Origin of the sequence: Mesorhizobium sp. M1403, from assembly GCF_040317695.1 — a bacterium.
Taxonomy (GTDB): domain Bacteria; phylum Pseudomonadota; class Alphaproteobacteria; order Rhizobiales; family Rhizobiaceae; genus Mesorhizobium.
On record NZ_JAMYKY010000013.1, the window covers coordinates 120,970 to 135,870 of the forward strand.

Annotated in this window: 15 protein-coding genes; 11 read left to right on the forward strand and 4 right to left on the reverse strand. The window is 61.7% G+C overall.

Annotation, left to right across the window (positions count from 1 at the left end):
- The first annotated feature begins 9 nt into the window (after window positions 1-9).
- The 4 genes from NKH01_RS20945 to NKH01_RS20960 all read left to right on the forward strand — a co-directional run bounded on the left by NKH01_RS20945 (window position 10) and on the right by NKH01_RS20960 (window position 3,084).
- A complete protein-coding gene (locus NKH01_RS20945) occupies window positions 10-786 on the forward strand; it encodes an AAA family ATPase (RefSeq protein ID WP_353022186.1) in 777 nt (258 codons plus the stop codon).
- Window positions 783-1,304 carry a CoA-binding protein gene (locus tag NKH01_RS20950; protein WP_023717322.1) on the forward strand — a complete coding sequence of 174 codons (522 nt, stop codon included), beginning with the start codon at window positions 783-785 and terminating at the stop codon, window positions 1,302-1,304. The genes NKH01_RS20945 and NKH01_RS20950 overlap by 4 nt, the downstream gene beginning before the upstream one ends.
- Before the next feature lie 143 nt (window positions 1,305-1,447).
- Window positions 1,448-2,728 (forward strand): O-acetylhomoserine aminocarboxypropyltransferase, encoded by a 1,281-nt coding sequence (locus NKH01_RS20955; protein WP_352857151.1) that lies wholly within the window; start codon window positions 1,448-1,450, stop codon window positions 2,726-2,728.
- A 5-nt stretch (window positions 2,729-2,733) separates the two neighbouring features.
- Window positions 2,734-3,084, forward strand: a complete 351-nt coding sequence (locus NKH01_RS20960; protein ID WP_352857149.1) for a cupin domain-containing protein — start codon at window positions 2,734-2,736, stop codon at window positions 3,082-3,084.
- Between the two features lie 33 nt (window positions 3,085-3,117).
- Here the strand turns inward: NKH01_RS20960 and NKH01_RS20965 are convergent, their stop codons facing one another.
- Window positions 3,118-4,365 carry a cytochrome P450 gene (locus tag NKH01_RS20965; protein ID WP_353022151.1) on the reverse strand — a complete coding sequence of 416 codons (1,248 nt, stop codon included), beginning with the start codon at window positions 4,363-4,365 and terminating at the stop codon, window positions 3,118-3,120.
- Between the two features lie 195 nt (window positions 4,366-4,560).
- On the opposite strand from NKH01_RS20965, the gene NKH01_RS20970 reads away from it, so the two are divergent.
- Complete coding sequence (locus tag NKH01_RS20970; protein WP_353022153.1) at window positions 4,561-5,664, forward strand: NAD(P)/FAD-dependent oxidoreductase; 1,104 nt, start codon at window positions 4,561-4,563, stop codon at window positions 5,662-5,664.
- A gap of 4 nt (window positions 5,665-5,668) precedes the next feature.
- Here the strand turns inward: NKH01_RS20970 and NKH01_RS20975 are convergent, their stop codons facing one another.
- Entirely contained in the window at window positions 5,669-6,259 is a 591-nt protein-coding gene (locus NKH01_RS20975; protein WP_353022155.1) for a hypothetical protein, read from the reverse strand.
- 347 nt (window positions 6,260-6,606) lie between these two features.
- Between NKH01_RS20975 and NKH01_RS20980 the strand changes: the two genes are divergently transcribed.
- From NKH01_RS20980 to NKH01_RS20995, 4 genes are all read left to right on the forward strand, one after another.
- Window positions 6,607-7,236 (forward strand): ATP-dependent Clp protease proteolytic subunit, encoded by a 630-nt coding sequence (locus NKH01_RS20980; RefSeq protein WP_023674655.1) that lies wholly within the window; start codon window positions 6,607-6,609, stop codon window positions 7,234-7,236.
- 304 nt (window positions 7,237-7,540) lie between these two features.
- Window positions 7,541-8,815 carry an ATP-dependent Clp protease ATP-binding subunit ClpX gene (gene clpX / locus NKH01_RS20985; protein ID WP_006332719.1) on the forward strand — a complete coding sequence of 425 codons (1,275 nt, stop codon included), beginning with the start codon at window positions 7,541-7,543 and terminating at the stop codon, window positions 8,813-8,815.
- A 280-nt stretch (window positions 8,816-9,095) separates the two neighbouring features.
- Window positions 9,096-11,507, forward strand: a complete 2,412-nt coding sequence (gene lon / locus NKH01_RS20990; RefSeq protein WP_023674656.1) for an endopeptidase La — start codon at window positions 9,096-9,098, stop codon at window positions 11,505-11,507.
- 196 nt (window positions 11,508-11,703) lie between these two features.
- On the forward strand, window positions 11,704-11,976 hold the full coding sequence (locus tag NKH01_RS20995) for an HU family DNA-binding protein (RefSeq protein WP_006201846.1): 273 nt from the start codon (window positions 11,704-11,706) through the stop codon (window positions 11,974-11,976).
- A gap of 86 nt (window positions 11,977-12,062) precedes the next feature.
- Here the strand turns inward: NKH01_RS20995 and NKH01_RS21000 are convergent, their stop codons facing one another.
- Window positions 12,063-13,085 (reverse strand): aldo/keto reductase, encoded by a 1,023-nt coding sequence (locus NKH01_RS21000; protein WP_353022157.1) that lies wholly within the window; start codon window positions 13,083-13,085, stop codon window positions 12,063-12,065.
- A gap of 184 nt (window positions 13,086-13,269) precedes the next feature.
- Here NKH01_RS21000 and NKH01_RS21005 point away from each other — a divergent pair, with 184 nt between their 5' ends.
- Entirely contained in the window at window positions 13,270-13,836 is a 567-nt protein-coding gene (locus tag NKH01_RS21005) for an SIS domain-containing protein (RefSeq protein ID WP_023717330.1), read from the forward strand.
- Window positions 13,837-13,841: 5 nt separating this feature from the next.
- Window positions 13,842-14,585 carry a creatininase family protein gene (locus NKH01_RS21010; RefSeq protein ID WP_023717331.1) on the forward strand — a complete coding sequence of 248 codons (744 nt, stop codon included), beginning with the start codon at window positions 13,842-13,844 and terminating at the stop codon, window positions 14,583-14,585.
- A 7-nt stretch (window positions 14,586-14,592) separates the two neighbouring features.
- Here NKH01_RS21010 and NKH01_RS21015 read toward each other — a convergent pair whose 3' ends face one another.
- Entirely contained in the window at window positions 14,593-14,901 is a 309-nt protein-coding gene (locus tag NKH01_RS21015; protein WP_353022160.1) for a hypothetical protein, read from the reverse strand.

Sequence of the window (14,901 nt, forward strand, 5' to 3'; positions counted from 1 at the left end):
GGTTCCCCTCTGGCTCATCGCAAGCAACTGACGCGGCTGAAGGCGCCCTATCTGAAGCGTATCCTGATCGAGCCCAGCCGGGTCGTCGATTGGGAAAAATATCCCTGGAACCTGCCGAACTTTCACCGCCATGAATTCGAGCTCGAATTCACCACGCCGATCACCATCATCGTCGGCGAGAACGGCACCGGTAAATCGACGCTGCTCGAAGCGATCGGCGCGCTGGCAGGCTACGATGAAGCCGGCGGCGGCAAGGGCTACATGCCGGTCGATCACTCCCGCGCCGTCGACAAGAGCGGCGCAGCGCTGGCGGCGACGTTGCGCGGCCACTGGCTGCCGAAGGTCACCGCCGGCTGGTTCTTTCGCGCCGAATCCTTCTATTCGGTTGCCCGCTATCTAGATCAGGCTGCCATCGACGCACATGAGGCGCCGCCCGACTTCCTGTCCTGGTCGCATGGCGAGGGTTTCATCAGATTCTTCGAGGAGCGCTGCCGCCGGCAAGGCATTTACATCCTCGACGAGCCCGAAAGCGCCTTGTCGCCGACGCGCCAGATCGAACTTCTCAAGATGCTGCGGCGGATGGACCAGTCCGGCACGGCGCAAGTGATCATGGCGACGCATTCGCCGCTGCTGATGGCCTGTCCCGGCGCGCGGCTGTTCCGCATCAGCCGGTCCGGGCTCGACCCGACCGATTTTCACGACACCGATCATTTCCGCATGATGCGCAATTTTTGCAACGATCCAGATGGTTTTCTCGCCGAAGCGCTGTATGAGGACGAGGCATGAACCACGACGCTTACGACAACGCCTATATCGCCGGCATCCTCAATTCGGTGAAGACCATCGCCATGGTCGGCGCGTCGGCTAATGACGTGCGGCCGAGCTATTTCGTGCTGAAATATCTGCTCGGCAAGGGCTTTTCGGTGTTCCCGATCAATCCCGGCCAGGCCGGCAAGGAGATCCTAGGCCAGATGACCTTTGCCAGGCTCGCCGACGTTCCGGGACCTGTCGACATGGTCGACGTGTTTCGCGCGTCCGCTGCCGTGCCGGGCATTGTCGACGAGGTGCTGCGGCTCGATCCGCTGCCGAAGGTCATCTGGATGCAGCTTGGCATACGCCATGACGAGGCGGCCACACGCGCCGAAGCCGCCGGCATCAAGGTGGTGATGAACCGTTGCCCCAAGATCGAATATGGCAAGCTGTCGGGCGAGATCGGCTGGACCGGCGTCAATTCCGGCGTGCTGTCGTCGAAGAAGCCGCTGATGCGGCCGGGTTTCCAGAGTTTCGGCGTTCGCCAGAAGTAGGTCGTGAATAGTGAATGGTGAATAGAAGGATTTTTCTGGAAGGCGGCAAGGCGGCATATGAGCCGCTTGCAATCAGGGCGGCGCTGGCCGACTTCACCATTCACCATTCACCATTCACCATTCACCATTGAGGGAGGTTTTCGATGGCCCGCACGCCCGGTTTCAACACGCTCGCCGTCCATGCCGGCGCCAAGCCGGATCCGGCGACTGGGGCGCGAGCGACGCCGATCTATCAGACGACCTCCTTTGTCTTCGACGATGCCGACCACGCCGCCTCGCTGTTCGGGCTGAAGGCGTTCGGCAACATCTACACCCGCATCATGAACCCGACACAGGCGGTGCTGGAAGAGCGCATCGCGGCACTCGAAGGCGGCACGGCAGGCCTTGCGGTCGCCTCCGGCCATGCCGCGCAGGTGCTGGTCTTCCACAATCTGATGCAGCCCGGCGACAATTTCGTTTCAGCGACAAAGCTTTACGGCGGCTCGATCAACCAGTTCGGCCACGCCTTCAAGAATTTCGGTTGGCAGGTGCGCTGGGCCGACACCAATGACATCTCGACCTTCGAGAGCCAGATCGACGACAGGACCAAGGCGATCTTCATCGAAAGCCTGGCCAATCCGGGCGGCGTCTTCGTCGATATCGAGAAGATCGGCGACATTGCCCGCAAGCACGGCCTGCCGCTGATTGTCGACAACACGCTGGCCTCGCCCTACCTGCTGCGGCCAATCGAGCATGGCGCCGACATCGTCGTGCATTCGCTGACGAAGTTCATCGGCGGCCATGGCAATTCGATCGGCGGCGCCATTGTCGACGGCGGCACGTTCGACTGGTCGAAGTCGGGCAAATATCCGATGCTGTCGGAGCCGCGCCCCGAATATGGCGGCCTCGTCCTGCATGAGACCTTCGGCAATTTCGCCTTCGCCATCGCCGCGCGCGTGCTCGGCCTGCGCGACATCGGCGCGGCGATTTCGCCGTTCAATGCATTCCTTATCCTGACCGGTCTGGAAACCTTGCCGCTCAGGATGCAGCGCCACTGCGACAATGCGGCGGCGGTCGCCGGATGGCTTTCCAACCATCCCAAGGTCGCCTGGGTGTCCTATCCCGGCCTGCCCAGCGACAAGAACAATGCGTTGCAGAAGAAGTACTCGCCGCTGGGCGCCGGCGCGGTCTTCACTTTCGGGCTGAAGGGCGGCTACGCGGCGGGCATCAAGTTCGTCGAGGCGCTCGAGCTGTTCTCGCACCTGGCCAATGTCGGCGACACCAAGTCGCTGGTCATCCACCCGGCATCGACCACGCATCGCCAGCTTTCCGACGAGCAGAAGATCAATGCCGGGGCAGGGCCGGACACGGTCAGGCTTTCGGTCGGTATCGAGGACGTCAACGACATCGTCGCCGATCTGGAACAGGCGCTCGGCAAGGTTTGATTGCCATGACCGCACCGAAATTTCTTTTCGTCGGCGTCGACACCGTCGAACCGGAACTTGGCGCACCGGCGCCGGATCGCCTGATTTCGGGCGATCCGAAATTCCGCACCTGGAATGTCGAGGAACAGGACGGCGGCCTCTATGCCGGCATTTGGGAAGCAACGCCCGGCAAATGGCGCATCGAGTATGACGAGTGGGAGTTCTGCCACATCCTGTCAGGGGTCTCGGTGATCGCCGAAGACGGCGGCAAGGCGCGCACCGTCAAAGCCGGCGATAGTTTCGCGCTGAGGCCGGGCTTCAAGGGGAGCTGGGAAGTGCTTGAAACGACTCGCAAGGAGTATGTGATCAAGCTTTGATCGCCTGTCGGCTGAGCCTATCGGATCGAATCCTCAAAAGCCCACGGCGAGCGTTTCCAGCCCATGGAAATGATAGCTGTCGCGAAAGCGTGGTTGTTCGGCAAGATGCAGCTGCGGCAGGCGTTCGAACAAGGTTTTCAGCGACACCTGCAATTCGAGCCGGGCGAGCGGCGCGCCGATGCAGAAATGAATGCCGGCGCCGAACGACAGGTTTTTCTGGTCGGCGCGGTCCGGCCTGAAGGCGAGGGGCTCGGTAAAGGCGACGGGATCGCGATTGGCCATGCCGAGCAGCAGACCGATCGTCTCGCCAGGGCCTACGATGATCCCAGGCCCAGCCTCGACCTCCTGATAGGCATAACGCGTGAACATGTGCAGCGGCGCGTCGAAGCGCAGGCACTCTTCGACCGTCGCGGCTGTTGCTTCCGGTGAGGCGGAGAAGCGGCGCGGGTCGCCGCCTTGCGCAAGGATCGAGCGCACCGCATTGCCGGTCTGGTGGACGGTTGCTTCATGGCCGGCATTGAGCAACAGGATCGCCGACGATACCAGCTCGTCCTCCGACAGTTTCTGGCCATCCTCCTGTGCCGCAATCAGCAGCGACAGAAGATCCTCGCCCGGCCTCTTTCGCCGCTCGGCCACATAGCCGCGCAAAAAATCCGAAAAGTCGCGCGCGGCGCGATTGGCCGTGTCCTCCGTCTCGCGGGTGCGGCCATGCATGTACATGGCGACCATCCGATGCGACCAGTCGAGCAACTGCGGCCCCATGTCGACCGGTACGCCGAGCATCTCGGCAATGATGGTGATCGGCAAGGGAGCTGCGAACGCCGGCAGCAGGTCGACTTCCCCTGGTTCGAAACGGTCGATCAGTTCGTTGGCCAGCGCCTCGACGCGCGGCCTGAGCCGCTCGACCTGGCGCGAGACGAAGGCGCGGTTGACCAGCGTTCTGAGCCGTGTGTGGACGGGCGGTTCCAGCTCCAGCATCGAATTGGCCTCGATGCCGTCGAAGGCGCTGAGATGCGTGCGATCCTGGCCGATGCCCCGGCTGTCTGGAATGCCGGCCGGGTTCTGCCGGCCGAAGCGGCGATCGCGCAGCAGACGGTTGACGTCGTCGAAGCCGCCAAAGCACCAGAAACCAAATTCTTCCCAGAAGATGGCGTTCGATGCACCGTGCAGGTAAGCGTAGGCTTCGTAAGGGTCCTGGAAAAAAGCCGGCTCGTGCGGATCGAGCCGCAGTCGGCGGGTGGCTGGATCAAAGGCAAGGTAGGGCGGCTTCAATTCGGTCATGCCAGACCATTAGCGCATGACCCCGAAAACCGGAATCGGTTTTCGGAAAGGATCATGCGCAGATTCAAAGTGTTGGAGCGTCCTTTGCGCGTCGAAGGACGCGCGGCGCTCCAAGGCTTGCCAGTCTGGTGCCAGACCGTATGTTGGCCCTCCCGTGAGGTGAGCCGCCAAAGCGGTTGTGGAAGGACGGTTTTCATGAATGTGATCGTGGTCGGTGCAGGCGTTGCCGGGCTTTCCACGGCGTGGTCTCTGGTCAAGGCTGGGCACCTTGTCTCGATCGTCGAGCAGGGACCGATCCCCAATCCGCTCGCCGCCTCCGGCGACCACCATCGCATCATTCGCCGCGCCTATCGGGCCAGGACGGGCTACGGCCGGCTGATCACCGAGGCCTATCAAGCATGGGATGAGATGTGGGCCGATCTCGGCGAAAGCCATCTCGATCCGCGCGGCTTCATCTGTATTTCGCGCGAGCCGGGAGATGAGGCCGAGGAATACCGCGAAGGCATGGAAGCCGGGAACTACCCGTTCGAATTGTTCGAACCGGACGCCGCGGTCGACCGCTGGCCGTTCCTAGAACCCAGTTCATTCCGCTATGCATATTTTTCACCAGACGGTGGCGCCTTGCACTGCCGCAAGATCGCCTCGGGCCTCGCCAGATGGCTGCGCGCGAACGGCGCCAATGTCTACGAAAACAGCAAGGTGGTCGAGATCGATGCCGACGCCGGACATGTCGTGCTTGCGAGCGGCGAAACGATGCAGGCCGACCGCATCGTCGTCGCCGCCGGCGCCTGGGTGCTAAAACTGTTCCCGGAGCTGGATGGCGAGCTGAAAACCTGGCGCACCGCGCTCGCCTATGTCGAACCGCCAGTGGACCTGAAGGCAGCCTGGCAGGCAGCACCGGTTGTGCTCGACGTCGGTGGCTCCGTCGACGGCTACGTGATCCCGCCCTCCGGCGGCGCCGGCATGAAGTTCGGCTCAGGCCTGCACCGAGTACCGACCAGCGATGCCGACTGGAACCGTCAACCGGTACCGGGCGAGGGTGAGGCGATCCGCAATCTGTTTTCGCCGCCGATTGCCCGTATCGAGGAGTACAAGGTCACCGAAGTGGTCACCTGCGCCTACACCTTCACCGCCGACGAGAAATTTCTGGCCCACCAGAAAGGCAGATGCCTGGTCGTCTCGGCCTGCTCCGGCCACGGCTACAAGTTCGGCGCGGCAGTTGGCAGAAGGGTTGCGGCCTGCGTCGGCAATGGCGATGTCGACGGCCTGAAGAAATGGCTCAGGGCCGAGGCGGCCTGAGCGCCTAGTATCGGCAATGCCTCGGAATATGCACGCGCCGCCAGCTGGATGAGCCCTCCCTGACCACCACGCGGCGCGCCACTGTCTGATAAGACGCCGGAATGTCGATGATGCGCCGTTGCTCCGGCCGCACGAGCACCTCTTCGGCGACGCTCTCGTATTCGGCGGGGAGGACAACGCGCCGCCGGCGTTCCGGCTCAACCACGACGACCTCGGCCACACGTTCATAGCGCGCCTTGTGCCTGACCTTGCACAGGACCTTGCGGCCATTGATGATGCGCCATTCCCAGGAATAGCCGCCGTCGTCGACCCTCACGGACCGGTAGATGGTGCGGGTGATGGCGGGCACGATCTCGTAGCTGACGCGCGCCGGCGCGATCTGCACCACGCGCTCGCGCGTCCCGTAGATTGGCGCCTCGTATTCCACCTGCTGGCCGGCCGGACTGACGAGCACGTTCTCATAGACCGTGTCGTAGACGGCCGGCCGGTTGACCTTCTCGTAGCATTCAACCGCGCGTCCGCTGGCAGCCGTTTCGGATGCCATGCCGAGTACGGCGATGCCGGTAAGGGCCAAGGAAGCAGTTTTCCTGATCATCGCACTCCCCCTGTTTGAACTGCGTGAAGCGGGTTCAACGTTGGATTGTAGGGCAAGCCGCGGCTGGAAAAAGCGGTTTCACCGCTTTTCGTTAAGCGATGCGGTTAAGAAACTGCTAAACAACGGCCAAGCATGAGCGTCCCTTCCGGCGGCGGGAGAGGGCTGCCGGCACGGCGACGGGCGAAACTTGGTTTGGAAACCTTGATTCGACTTAACCGGATGGCTAGGAGAGGCGGCCTTGCGCTAGGGTGAGCCGGCATCCTATTTACACAATAACGATCCAGAACCGATTCTGCCCGATTGCAAATCTCCGGCGCCGGAATCCCATCCTCAAAAAGGGATAGTCCATGAAGAACCCCGTCGAAACCTACATGAACCTCGTTCCGATGGTGGTCGAACAGACCAATCGCGGCGAGCGGGCCTATGACATTTTCTCGCGGCTCCTCAAGGAGCGCATCATTTTCATCACCGGCCCGGTCGAGGACGGCATGGCGACGCTGGTCTGCGCGCAGCTGCTGTTCCTCGAGGCGGAGAATCCGAAGAAGGAAATCAACCTTTATATCAACTCGCCCGGCGGCGTCGTCACCTCCGGCATGGCGATCTACGACACCATGCAGTTCATCAAGCCTGCCGTGTCGACGCTGTGCATCGGCCAGGCCGCATCGATGGGATCGCTGCTCTTGACGGCGGGCCACAAGGACATGCGCTTTGCGACGCCGAACGCCCGCATCATGGTCCACCAGCCGTCCGGCGGCTTCCAGGGCCAGGCCTCCGATATCGAGCGCCATGCCCAGGACATCATCAAGCTGAAGCGCCGCCTCAACGAGGTTTACGTCAAGCACACCGGCAAGAGCTACGATGAGATTGAAAAAACGCTCGACCGTGACCATTTCATGACTGCCGACGAGGCCAGGGATTTCGGCCTTATCGACAAGGTCATTTCGTCACGTGAGCCGGTCGAAGGTATTGCCTTATAGGCACGCGGTGGCCCCGCGGTGGCAGTGAGTGGCGGGATCACGCGCTTTTGGCGCAGCTTGCGGCATTTCAGCCACAATTGGCTGTTCCCTCGACGGGTGCAATTGCCTACGTTAAGGCTATGTTGATTTTCGACGGCTTAGCTTTGCGTGGGGTTGTTCGAATCATTGCCCCGTTTTCCGATTTGTGTTTCGTACGGAATGCGTTGCGGGAGCCGGGGCACTGGCGGCGGCGGATTCCCGCGATAGATTGAATATGCGCCCTTTCAACCAGACCATCGGCGGGCGGCCATGAAAGGACATGAAAATGAGCAAGGTCGGCAACAACAGCGGTGATTCCAAGAACACGCTTTATTGCTCGTTTTGCGGCAAAAGCCAGCATGAAGTGCGCAAGCTGATCGCCGGGCCGACGGTGTTCATCTGCGACGAATGCGTCGAGCTGTGCATGGACATCATCCGCGAGGAGAACAAGACCTCGATGGTGAAGTCGCGCGAGGGCGTGCCGACCCCGCAGGAAATCCTCAAGGTTCTCGACGACTACGTCATCGGCCAGCCCTACGCCAAGCGTGTGCTATCGGTGGCCGTCCACAACCACTACAAGCGCCTCGCCCATGCCGGCAAGAACAACGACGTCGAGCTGGCGAAGTCGAACATCCTGCTGATCGGCCCTACCGGTTGCGGCAAGACGCTGCTGGCGCAGACGCTGGCCCGCATCATCGACGTTCCCTTCACCATGGCTGACGCGACGACGCTGACCGAGGCCGGCTATGTCGGCGAGGACGTCGAGAACATCATCCTGAAGCTGTTGCAGTCGGCCGACTACAATGTCGAGCGAGCCCAGCGCGGCATTGTCTATATCGACGAGATCGACAAGATCTCGCGCAAGTCGGACAATCCCTCGATCACCCGCGATGTGTCGGGCGAGGGCGTGCAGCAGGCACTTTTGAAGATCATGGAAGGCACTGTCGCCTCCGTGCCGCCGCAGGGCGGCCGGAAGCATCCGCAGCAGGAATTCCTGCAGGTCGACACCGCCAACATCCTGTTCATCTGCGGCGGCGCTTTCGCCGGCCTGGACAAGATCATCTCGGATCGCGGCAGGAAGACCTCGATCGGTTTCGGCGCCATCGTCGCTTCGCCCGAGGATCGCCGCACCGGCGATGTTTTCCGCCTGGTCGAGCCTGAGGATCTGTTGAAGTTCGGCCTCATTCCCGAGTTCGTCGGCCGTCTGCCTGTCCTGGCGACGCTGGAGGACCTCGACGAGCCGGCACTGATCCAGATCCTGACCGAGCCGAAGAACGCGCTGGTCAAGCAGTATCAGCGGCTGTTCGAGATGGAGAATGTTGACCTGACCTTCCACGAGAACGCGCTGTCGGCGATCGCCAAGCGCGCCATCGAGCGCAAGACCGGCGCGCGCGGCCTGCGTTCGATCATGGAAGCGATCCTGCTCGACACCATGTTCGAGCTGCCGGCGCTGGAAGGCGTGCGCGAAGTGGTTATTTCGGAAGAGGTGGTGTCAGGCAACGCCAGGCCGCTCTACATCTATTCCGAGCAGAAGGAAAAGAAGGGCAACGTCAGCGCCTGACGTGAGCCGGCAATGGATTTTTCTGAAACGGCGCCGCAGGGCGCCGTTTTGCTGTCGCACACTGCGTACGGCGCCGCGTAATGGCCGCGGATTGGAGGGACGGACCGTGTTGACCCTTGATCTTTACCCCCTGTGCCTCCAACTAATGGCAGAAGGCCGTGGTGCCGAATTCTGTGCTGTAAAACTCCCGTCACAAACGGTGGTAGGCGGAACGATCCCCGGTCGTTAATATGAGATTCGCGGTTGGCCGATTGGCGGCCGCGACATGAAAGGTTGGACAATGGCCAAATTATCCAAGGCTCCCAGCGACGGCGTCTTCGCAGTCCTCCCACTGCGCGACATCGTGGTGTTCCCGCACATGATCGTTCCGCTCTTCGTCGGGCGTGAAAAGTCGATCAAGGCGCTGGAAGAAGTGATGGGTCAGGAAAAGCAGATCCTGCTTGCGACCCAGATGAATGCCGCCGACGACGATCCGGAGCCCGATGCCATCTTTGACATCGGCACGCTCGCCAATGTGCTGCAATTGCTGAAACTGCCGGACGGCACCGTGAAGGTGCTGGTCGAAGGCGCCTCGCGCGCGAAAATCGTCGCGTTCACCGACCGTCCCGACTTCCATGAGGCCCGTGCTGCGGCGCTGGTCGAACCGGAAGAGGAAGAGGTCGAGGTCGAGGCGCTGGCTCGTTCCGTCGTCACCGACTTCGAGAACTACGTCAAGCTGAACAAGAAGATCTCGCCCGAAGTGGTGGGTGCCGCCAGCCAGATCGACGACTATTCCAAGCTCGCCGACACGGTCGCCTCGCATCTTGCCATCAAGATCCCCGAGAAGCAGGAGATGCTCGCCACGCTTTCCGTCAAGGAACGGCTGGAGAAGGCGATGGGCTTCATGGAAGCCGAAATCTCGGTGCTCCAGGTCGAGAAGCGCATCCGCTCGCGCGTCAAGCGCCAGATGGAGAAGACGCAGCGCGAATACTACCTCAACGAGCAGATGAAGGCGATCCAGAAGGAGCTCGGCGAAGGCGAGGACGGCCGCGACGAGGCCGCCGAGATCGAGGCGCGCATCAAGAAGACCAAGCTCTCCAAGGAGGCCCGCGAAAAGGCGGAAGCCGAACTGAAGAAGCTGCGGACGATGTCGCCGATGTCGGCTGAATCGACCGTCGTGCGCAACTATCTCGACTGGCTGCTGTCGATCCCGTGGGGCAGGAACTCCAAGGTCAAGCAGGATCTGGCCTTTGCCCAGAACGTGCTCGATACGGATCATTTCGGCCTCGACAAGGTCAAGGACCGCATCGTCGAATACCTCGCCGTGCAGAGCCGCCAGAAAAAGCTGAAGGGGCCGATCCTGTGCCTCGTCGGACCTCCCGGCGTCGGCAAGACCTCGCTCGGCAAGTCGATCGCCAAGGCGACCGGTCGTGAGTTCATCCGCATGGCGCTGGGCGGCGTGCGCGACGAGGCCGAGATCCGTGGTCACCGCCGCACCTATATCGGCTCGATGCCCGGCAAGGTCATCCAGTCGATGAAGAAGGCGAAGAAATCCAACCCGCTCTTCCTGCTCGACGAGATCGACAAGATGGGCCAGGATTTCCGCGGCGATCCGTCATCGGCTTTGCTCGAGGTGCTCGATCCCGAGCAGAACTCGACGTTCATGGACCATTACCTCGAGGTCGAATACGACCTGTCGAGCGTGATGTTCGTGACGACGGCGAACACGCTGAACATCCCTGCGCCCTTGATGGACCGCATGGAGATCATCCGCATCGCCGGTTACACCGAGGACGAGAAGATCGAAATCGCCAAGCGTCACCTGATGCCCAAGGTGATCCGCGACCACGCGTTGCAGCCGAAGGAGTTCTCCGTCGGCGAGGACGCGATCCGCGGCATCATCCAGACCTACACCCGTGAAGCGGGCGTCAGGAGCCTGGAGCGCGAGCTGATGAAGCTCGGGCGCAAGGCGGTGACCGAGATCCTGAAGACGAAGAAGAAGACGATCAACATCACGGCGGACAATCTTGCCGATTACCTTGGTGTTCCGCGCTTCCGCTTCGGCCAGGTCGAGAGCGACGATCAGGTCGGCGTGGTCACCGGGCTCGCCTGGACGGAAGTCGGTGGCGAGCTGTTGACGGTGGAAGGCGTCATGATGCCCGGCAAGGGCCGCATGACGGTGACCGGCAATCTGCGCGACGTGATGAAGGAATCAATCTCGGCGGCGGCGTCCTACGTTCGCTCGCGGGCCATCGATTTCGGCGTCGAGCCGCCGCTGTTCGACAAGCGCGATATCCACGTCCACGTGCCAGAAGGCGCAACGCCTAAGGACGGACCGTCGGCTGGCGTGGCGATGGCGACGGCGATCGTCTCGGTGTTGACCGGTATCCCGGTCAAGGCCGATGTGGCGATGACCGGCGAGATCACGCTGCGCGGCAGGGTGCTGCCGATCGGCGGCCTTAAGGAAAAGCTTCTTGCCGCACTGCGCGGCGGCATCAAGAAGGTGCTGATCCCGGAAGAGAACGCTAAGGATCTGGCGGAGATTCCGGAGAACGTGAAGAGCGGCATGGAAATCATTCCGGTCTCACGCGTTGGTGAAGTGTTGCGCCATGCGCTGGTGCGCATGCCGGAACCGATCCAGTGGGTCGAACCCGTCAATGCGCCGGCCGTGGTCGATGTCGGAGACGAGGCTGGTAAATCGCTGGCGCATTAGTTCTTGCTAAAGTTGCAATGCACAAAGAGAGAGCCGGGCCTTGAGCCCGGCTTTTTCATGTGAAGAACCCCGGATTTCCGGGCTTTTTTCGACTTTCTTGGCGCTTTTCGACTTGGTTGCCGGAGCGCTTCTTTCTAAAGTCCGTTTCCTGCCGGATGAGTCGAGTGTTCCGGTTTTCTCATGGAAGGGAATTTTTATGAACAAGAACGAACTGGTGTCCGCTGTCGCCGATGCCGCGAGTATTTCGAAGGGTGACGCGCAGTCGGCGGTTGATGCGGTGTTTTCCGTCATCACCGGCGAACTGAAAAAGGGCGGCGATGTCCGGCTTGTCGGCTTCGGAAATTTCACCGTGTCAAAACGCGCCGCGTCGACCGGCCGCAATCCGCAGACCGGTGCGGAAGTGAAGATCCCGGCGCGCACCGTGCCGAAGTTCTCGGCCGGCAAGGGCCTCAAGGACGCGGTCAACTAAGCGCCTCCTTAAGTCTTTCAGAGAAAAGAAAAGCCGGCATATCCGGTTTTTCTTTTCTGTGCCCGCAGGTCGTTGGAAACGCGGCGCTATGCGGTCGGCGCATCCGTGCGCATCAAGGCTTCTGTCTTGAGATCGGCCCACAGCGCTGATGGCAGCTTCGCGTCGAGCAGCGAGCGATTGCTTTCGACTTCGCCCGGCCGCTGGCCACCCGGGATTACCGACACGACCGAAGGATGCAACAGCGGGAACTGCAGCGCCGCCTCGATCAGGCGCACGCCCTGGCGCTTGCAGACGGCCTCGATGCGGGTGACGCGGTCCATGATATCCTGCGGCGCTTCCGAATAATTGTAGTAGGCGCCGGGCTTCGGCCCGGTTGCCAGAATGCCGGAATTGTACGGCCCGCCGAGAACGATGCCGATGCCGCGTTGCTGGCATAGAGGCAGGAAAGACTGCAGCGCCTCCTGCTCCAGCAGCGTATAGCGCCCGGCAAGCAGAAACAGGTCGAAATCGCCGCGCTCGGCCAGCGTCTGGGCAACCGGCCACTCATTGATGCCGCCGCCGAACGCCTTGATTACGCCCTGGTCGCGCAGTGCCAGCAATCCATAGTAGCCGGAGCTCATGAATTCCTGGATGCGCTGGTCCGAGGCTTCCTTGCTGCCATGAGTGAAGATATCGACATCGTGCACGAAGAGGATGTCGATGCGGTCGACGCCGAGCCGTTCCAGCGAGGCTTCGAACGAGCGCATGACGCCGTCATAGCTGTAGTCGTAGACCTCGCGGCGCGACGGTGTGTCGAAGAACTTGCCGATGCCGGTGCGCTGTTCCGGCGGGCAGGCGCGCATGATGCGCCCGACCTTGCTCGACAGCACGTAGTCGTCGCGCCTCTTCGAACGCAGGAACGGATTAAGCCGCGTTTCTGCGAGGCCGAGCCCATAGAGCGGTGCTGTGTCGTAGTAGCGGCAGCCGACCCGCCATGCCGCCTCCAGCGTGGCATTGGCATCCTCATCGGACACGGCGCGATAGAGATTGCCGAGCGGCGCGGTGCCGAAGCCGAGCTCGGTGAAGTTGATGCCGCCATTGCCGATGCGGTCGAAATGCCGTGTCTTCATATGCTGTCGTTTCCTCATTTACGATTTGCCGTGACACTATCACGGCTGTAGCGCATCAAAAGCACTGCGTGTCGTTGGACACCAATTTTCGCGGTGATAGCATGAATGAAAACAAGCTGTTCGGGGCAAATGTGACTGAGATGTTCATGTGGTTCTCCGGTACCTGCAAGCTGGTGCAAATGTCATGACGGACGACGGCGAAAACCTGTTTGGGATTGCGCTGAGCGAGCTTGGCACCGTGCTGGAGCGTATCAACGAAAGCCGCATTGACGCGGCTTGCGCCATCTTGGCCGGCGCGAAAAAGATCGTCACCTATGGCTGCGGCCGCGAGGCGCTGCAGGTCCAGGGTTTTGCCATGCGGCTCTACCATCTCGGTCTGCCGGTGTCGGTCGTCGGCGACATGACCACGCCGCCGCTGGGCGCGGGCGATGTCTTCCTCGCCAGCTCCGGCCCGGGCGAGACATCGACGGTGCTGACCTTGATGCGGGTCGCGCGCGAGGCCGGTGCCGTCGTCCTGCTGCTCACTGCGCAAGCCGACAGCACTGCCGCGAAGCTGGCCGACTTCACGCTGCTTATCCCGGCTCAGACCATGGCCGACGACCAGGGTCCGGAAAAGACATCCGTCCTGCCGATGGGCTCGGTGTTCGAAGGCGCGCTGTTCGTCCTCTTCGAAGTGATGGTGCTGAAGCTCAGGGATCTGACCGGCGTCTCGCCGGAAGCGATGCGCGCCCGCCACACCAATATGGAGTAGGTGTCATGCGCTACGAACTGATGCTGCCGCACCAGATCCGCAAGGCGATCGCCGAGAACCGGCCGGTCGTGTTGCCGCTCGGTGTGCTCGAATATCACGGCGAGCACATGGCCGTCGGCATGGACACGCTGGCCGTGGTCAAGAGCCTGGAACTGTTCGAAACGGAGGCCGAAATCGTCATTCTGCCGCCCTTCTATTACGGCGCGGCAAGCTATGCCGTTGCGGCGCCGGAAGGCAGCGGCTCGGTGCAGGTCGGCGGCAATGTGCTGGCGCCATTTGCGGAAGAATTGTTCTACAGCTTGCTGCGCATTGGCTTCCGCAACATCCACGCCATCATTCACCACCAAACCGAGAATTTTGCTGCCGGCATGCCAACCGATCTCGCCTTCAAGGCCGCCGGCCGACAAGCGATCTTCCGCTTCCTGGAGAAAGAACGCGGCGAAGGCTGGTGGGGCTCTGCGGCGATGGCTGACTATTATGCCGAGCACGCCGAGGGCAGCAATTTCTTCAACTGGGTACAGGTGCATCCGCTGATGCCGGCTTCAATGCACAGCCAGTACCCGTTCGACCATGCCGGCACCGGCGAGACGTCACTGATGCTGGCGCTGTGCCCGGAAGCGGTGGATGCGGGCCGCTTCGCCGACAACACCGGCTGGTACACGGCAAGTGCGCCCGAAGCCTCGGCGGAACTGGGGCAAAAAGGGGTTGCCATGATCCTCGATCATTTGCGGGCAACACTTTTGGGTTAGGTGCTGTCTAGATCCCGGACGACCGGGCTCTTAGCCTTTCCGCCTGATAGTCGGCCATGGTCTTTTCGGGATCGACCTTGGTCGCCGCAGCCCAGATGAACGTGCCGGCGCCGCAGATAGCCAGCAGGACGTAAATCACGATGCCGAGTGCCATCAGGTTCGCGTAGAGGCCGAGACGCAGCATGATCAAGCCGCCGGCAATCATCGCCATCACAAAACCGGCGACTACGGCCCGGCCTTCCCAACGGATCGGCATCACGCCTTTGGCGTAGCCGCTGCCGCGCCTGTTGCGTGCGAACCAGTATTTGTTGGCCAT

Excerpts from the sequence above, each read along its gene's own strand:
- NKH01_RS20965 (WP_353022151.1), bottom strand. The coding sequence starts at position 4,365 with ATGACCGAATTGAAGCCGCCCTACCTTGCCTTTGATCCAGCCACCCGC.
- clpX (WP_006332719.1), top strand. The coding sequence starts at position 7,541 with ATGAGCAAGGTCGGCAACAACAGCGGTGATTCCAAGAACACGCTTTAT.
- NKH01_RS21005 (WP_023717330.1), top strand. The coding sequence starts at position 13,270 with ATGACGGACGACGGCGAAAACCTGTTTGGGATTGCGCTGAGCGAGCTT.
- NKH01_RS20960 (WP_352857149.1), top strand. The coding sequence starts at position 2,734 with ATGACCGCACCGAAATTTCTTTTCGTCGGCGTCGACACCGTCGAACCG.
- NKH01_RS20955 (WP_352857151.1), top strand. The coding sequence starts at position 1,448 with ATGGCCCGCACGCCCGGTTTCAACACGCTCGCCGTCCATGCCGGCGCC.
- NKH01_RS21010 (WP_023717331.1), top strand. The coding sequence starts at position 13,842 with ATGCGCTACGAACTGATGCTGCCGCACCAGATCCGCAAGGCGATCGCC.
- NKH01_RS20975 (WP_353022155.1), bottom strand. The coding sequence starts at position 6,259 with ATGATCAGGAAAACTGCTTCCTTGGCCCTTACCGGCATCGCCGTACTC.
- NKH01_RS20950 (WP_023717322.1), top strand. The coding sequence starts at position 783 with ATGAACCACGACGCTTACGACAACGCCTATATCGCCGGCATCCTCAAT.
- NKH01_RS21015 (WP_353022160.1), bottom strand. The coding sequence starts at position 14,901 with ATGGCCAACAAATACTGGTTCGCACGCAACAGGCGCGGCAGCGGCTAC.
- lon (WP_023674656.1), top strand. The coding sequence starts at position 9,096 with ATGGCCAAATTATCCAAGGCTCCCAGCGACGGCGTCTTCGCAGTCCTC.
- NKH01_RS20995 (WP_006201846.1), top strand. The coding sequence starts at position 11,704 with ATGAACAAGAACGAACTGGTGTCCGCTGTCGCCGATGCCGCGAGTATT.
- NKH01_RS20970 (WP_353022153.1), top strand. The coding sequence starts at position 4,561 with ATGAATGTGATCGTGGTCGGTGCAGGCGTTGCCGGGCTTTCCACGGCG.
- NKH01_RS21000 (WP_353022157.1), bottom strand. The coding sequence starts at position 13,085 with ATGAAGACACGGCATTTCGACCGCATCGGCAATGGCGGCATCAACTTC.
- NKH01_RS20980 (WP_023674655.1), top strand. The coding sequence starts at position 6,607 with ATGAAGAACCCCGTCGAAACCTACATGAACCTCGTTCCGATGGTGGTC.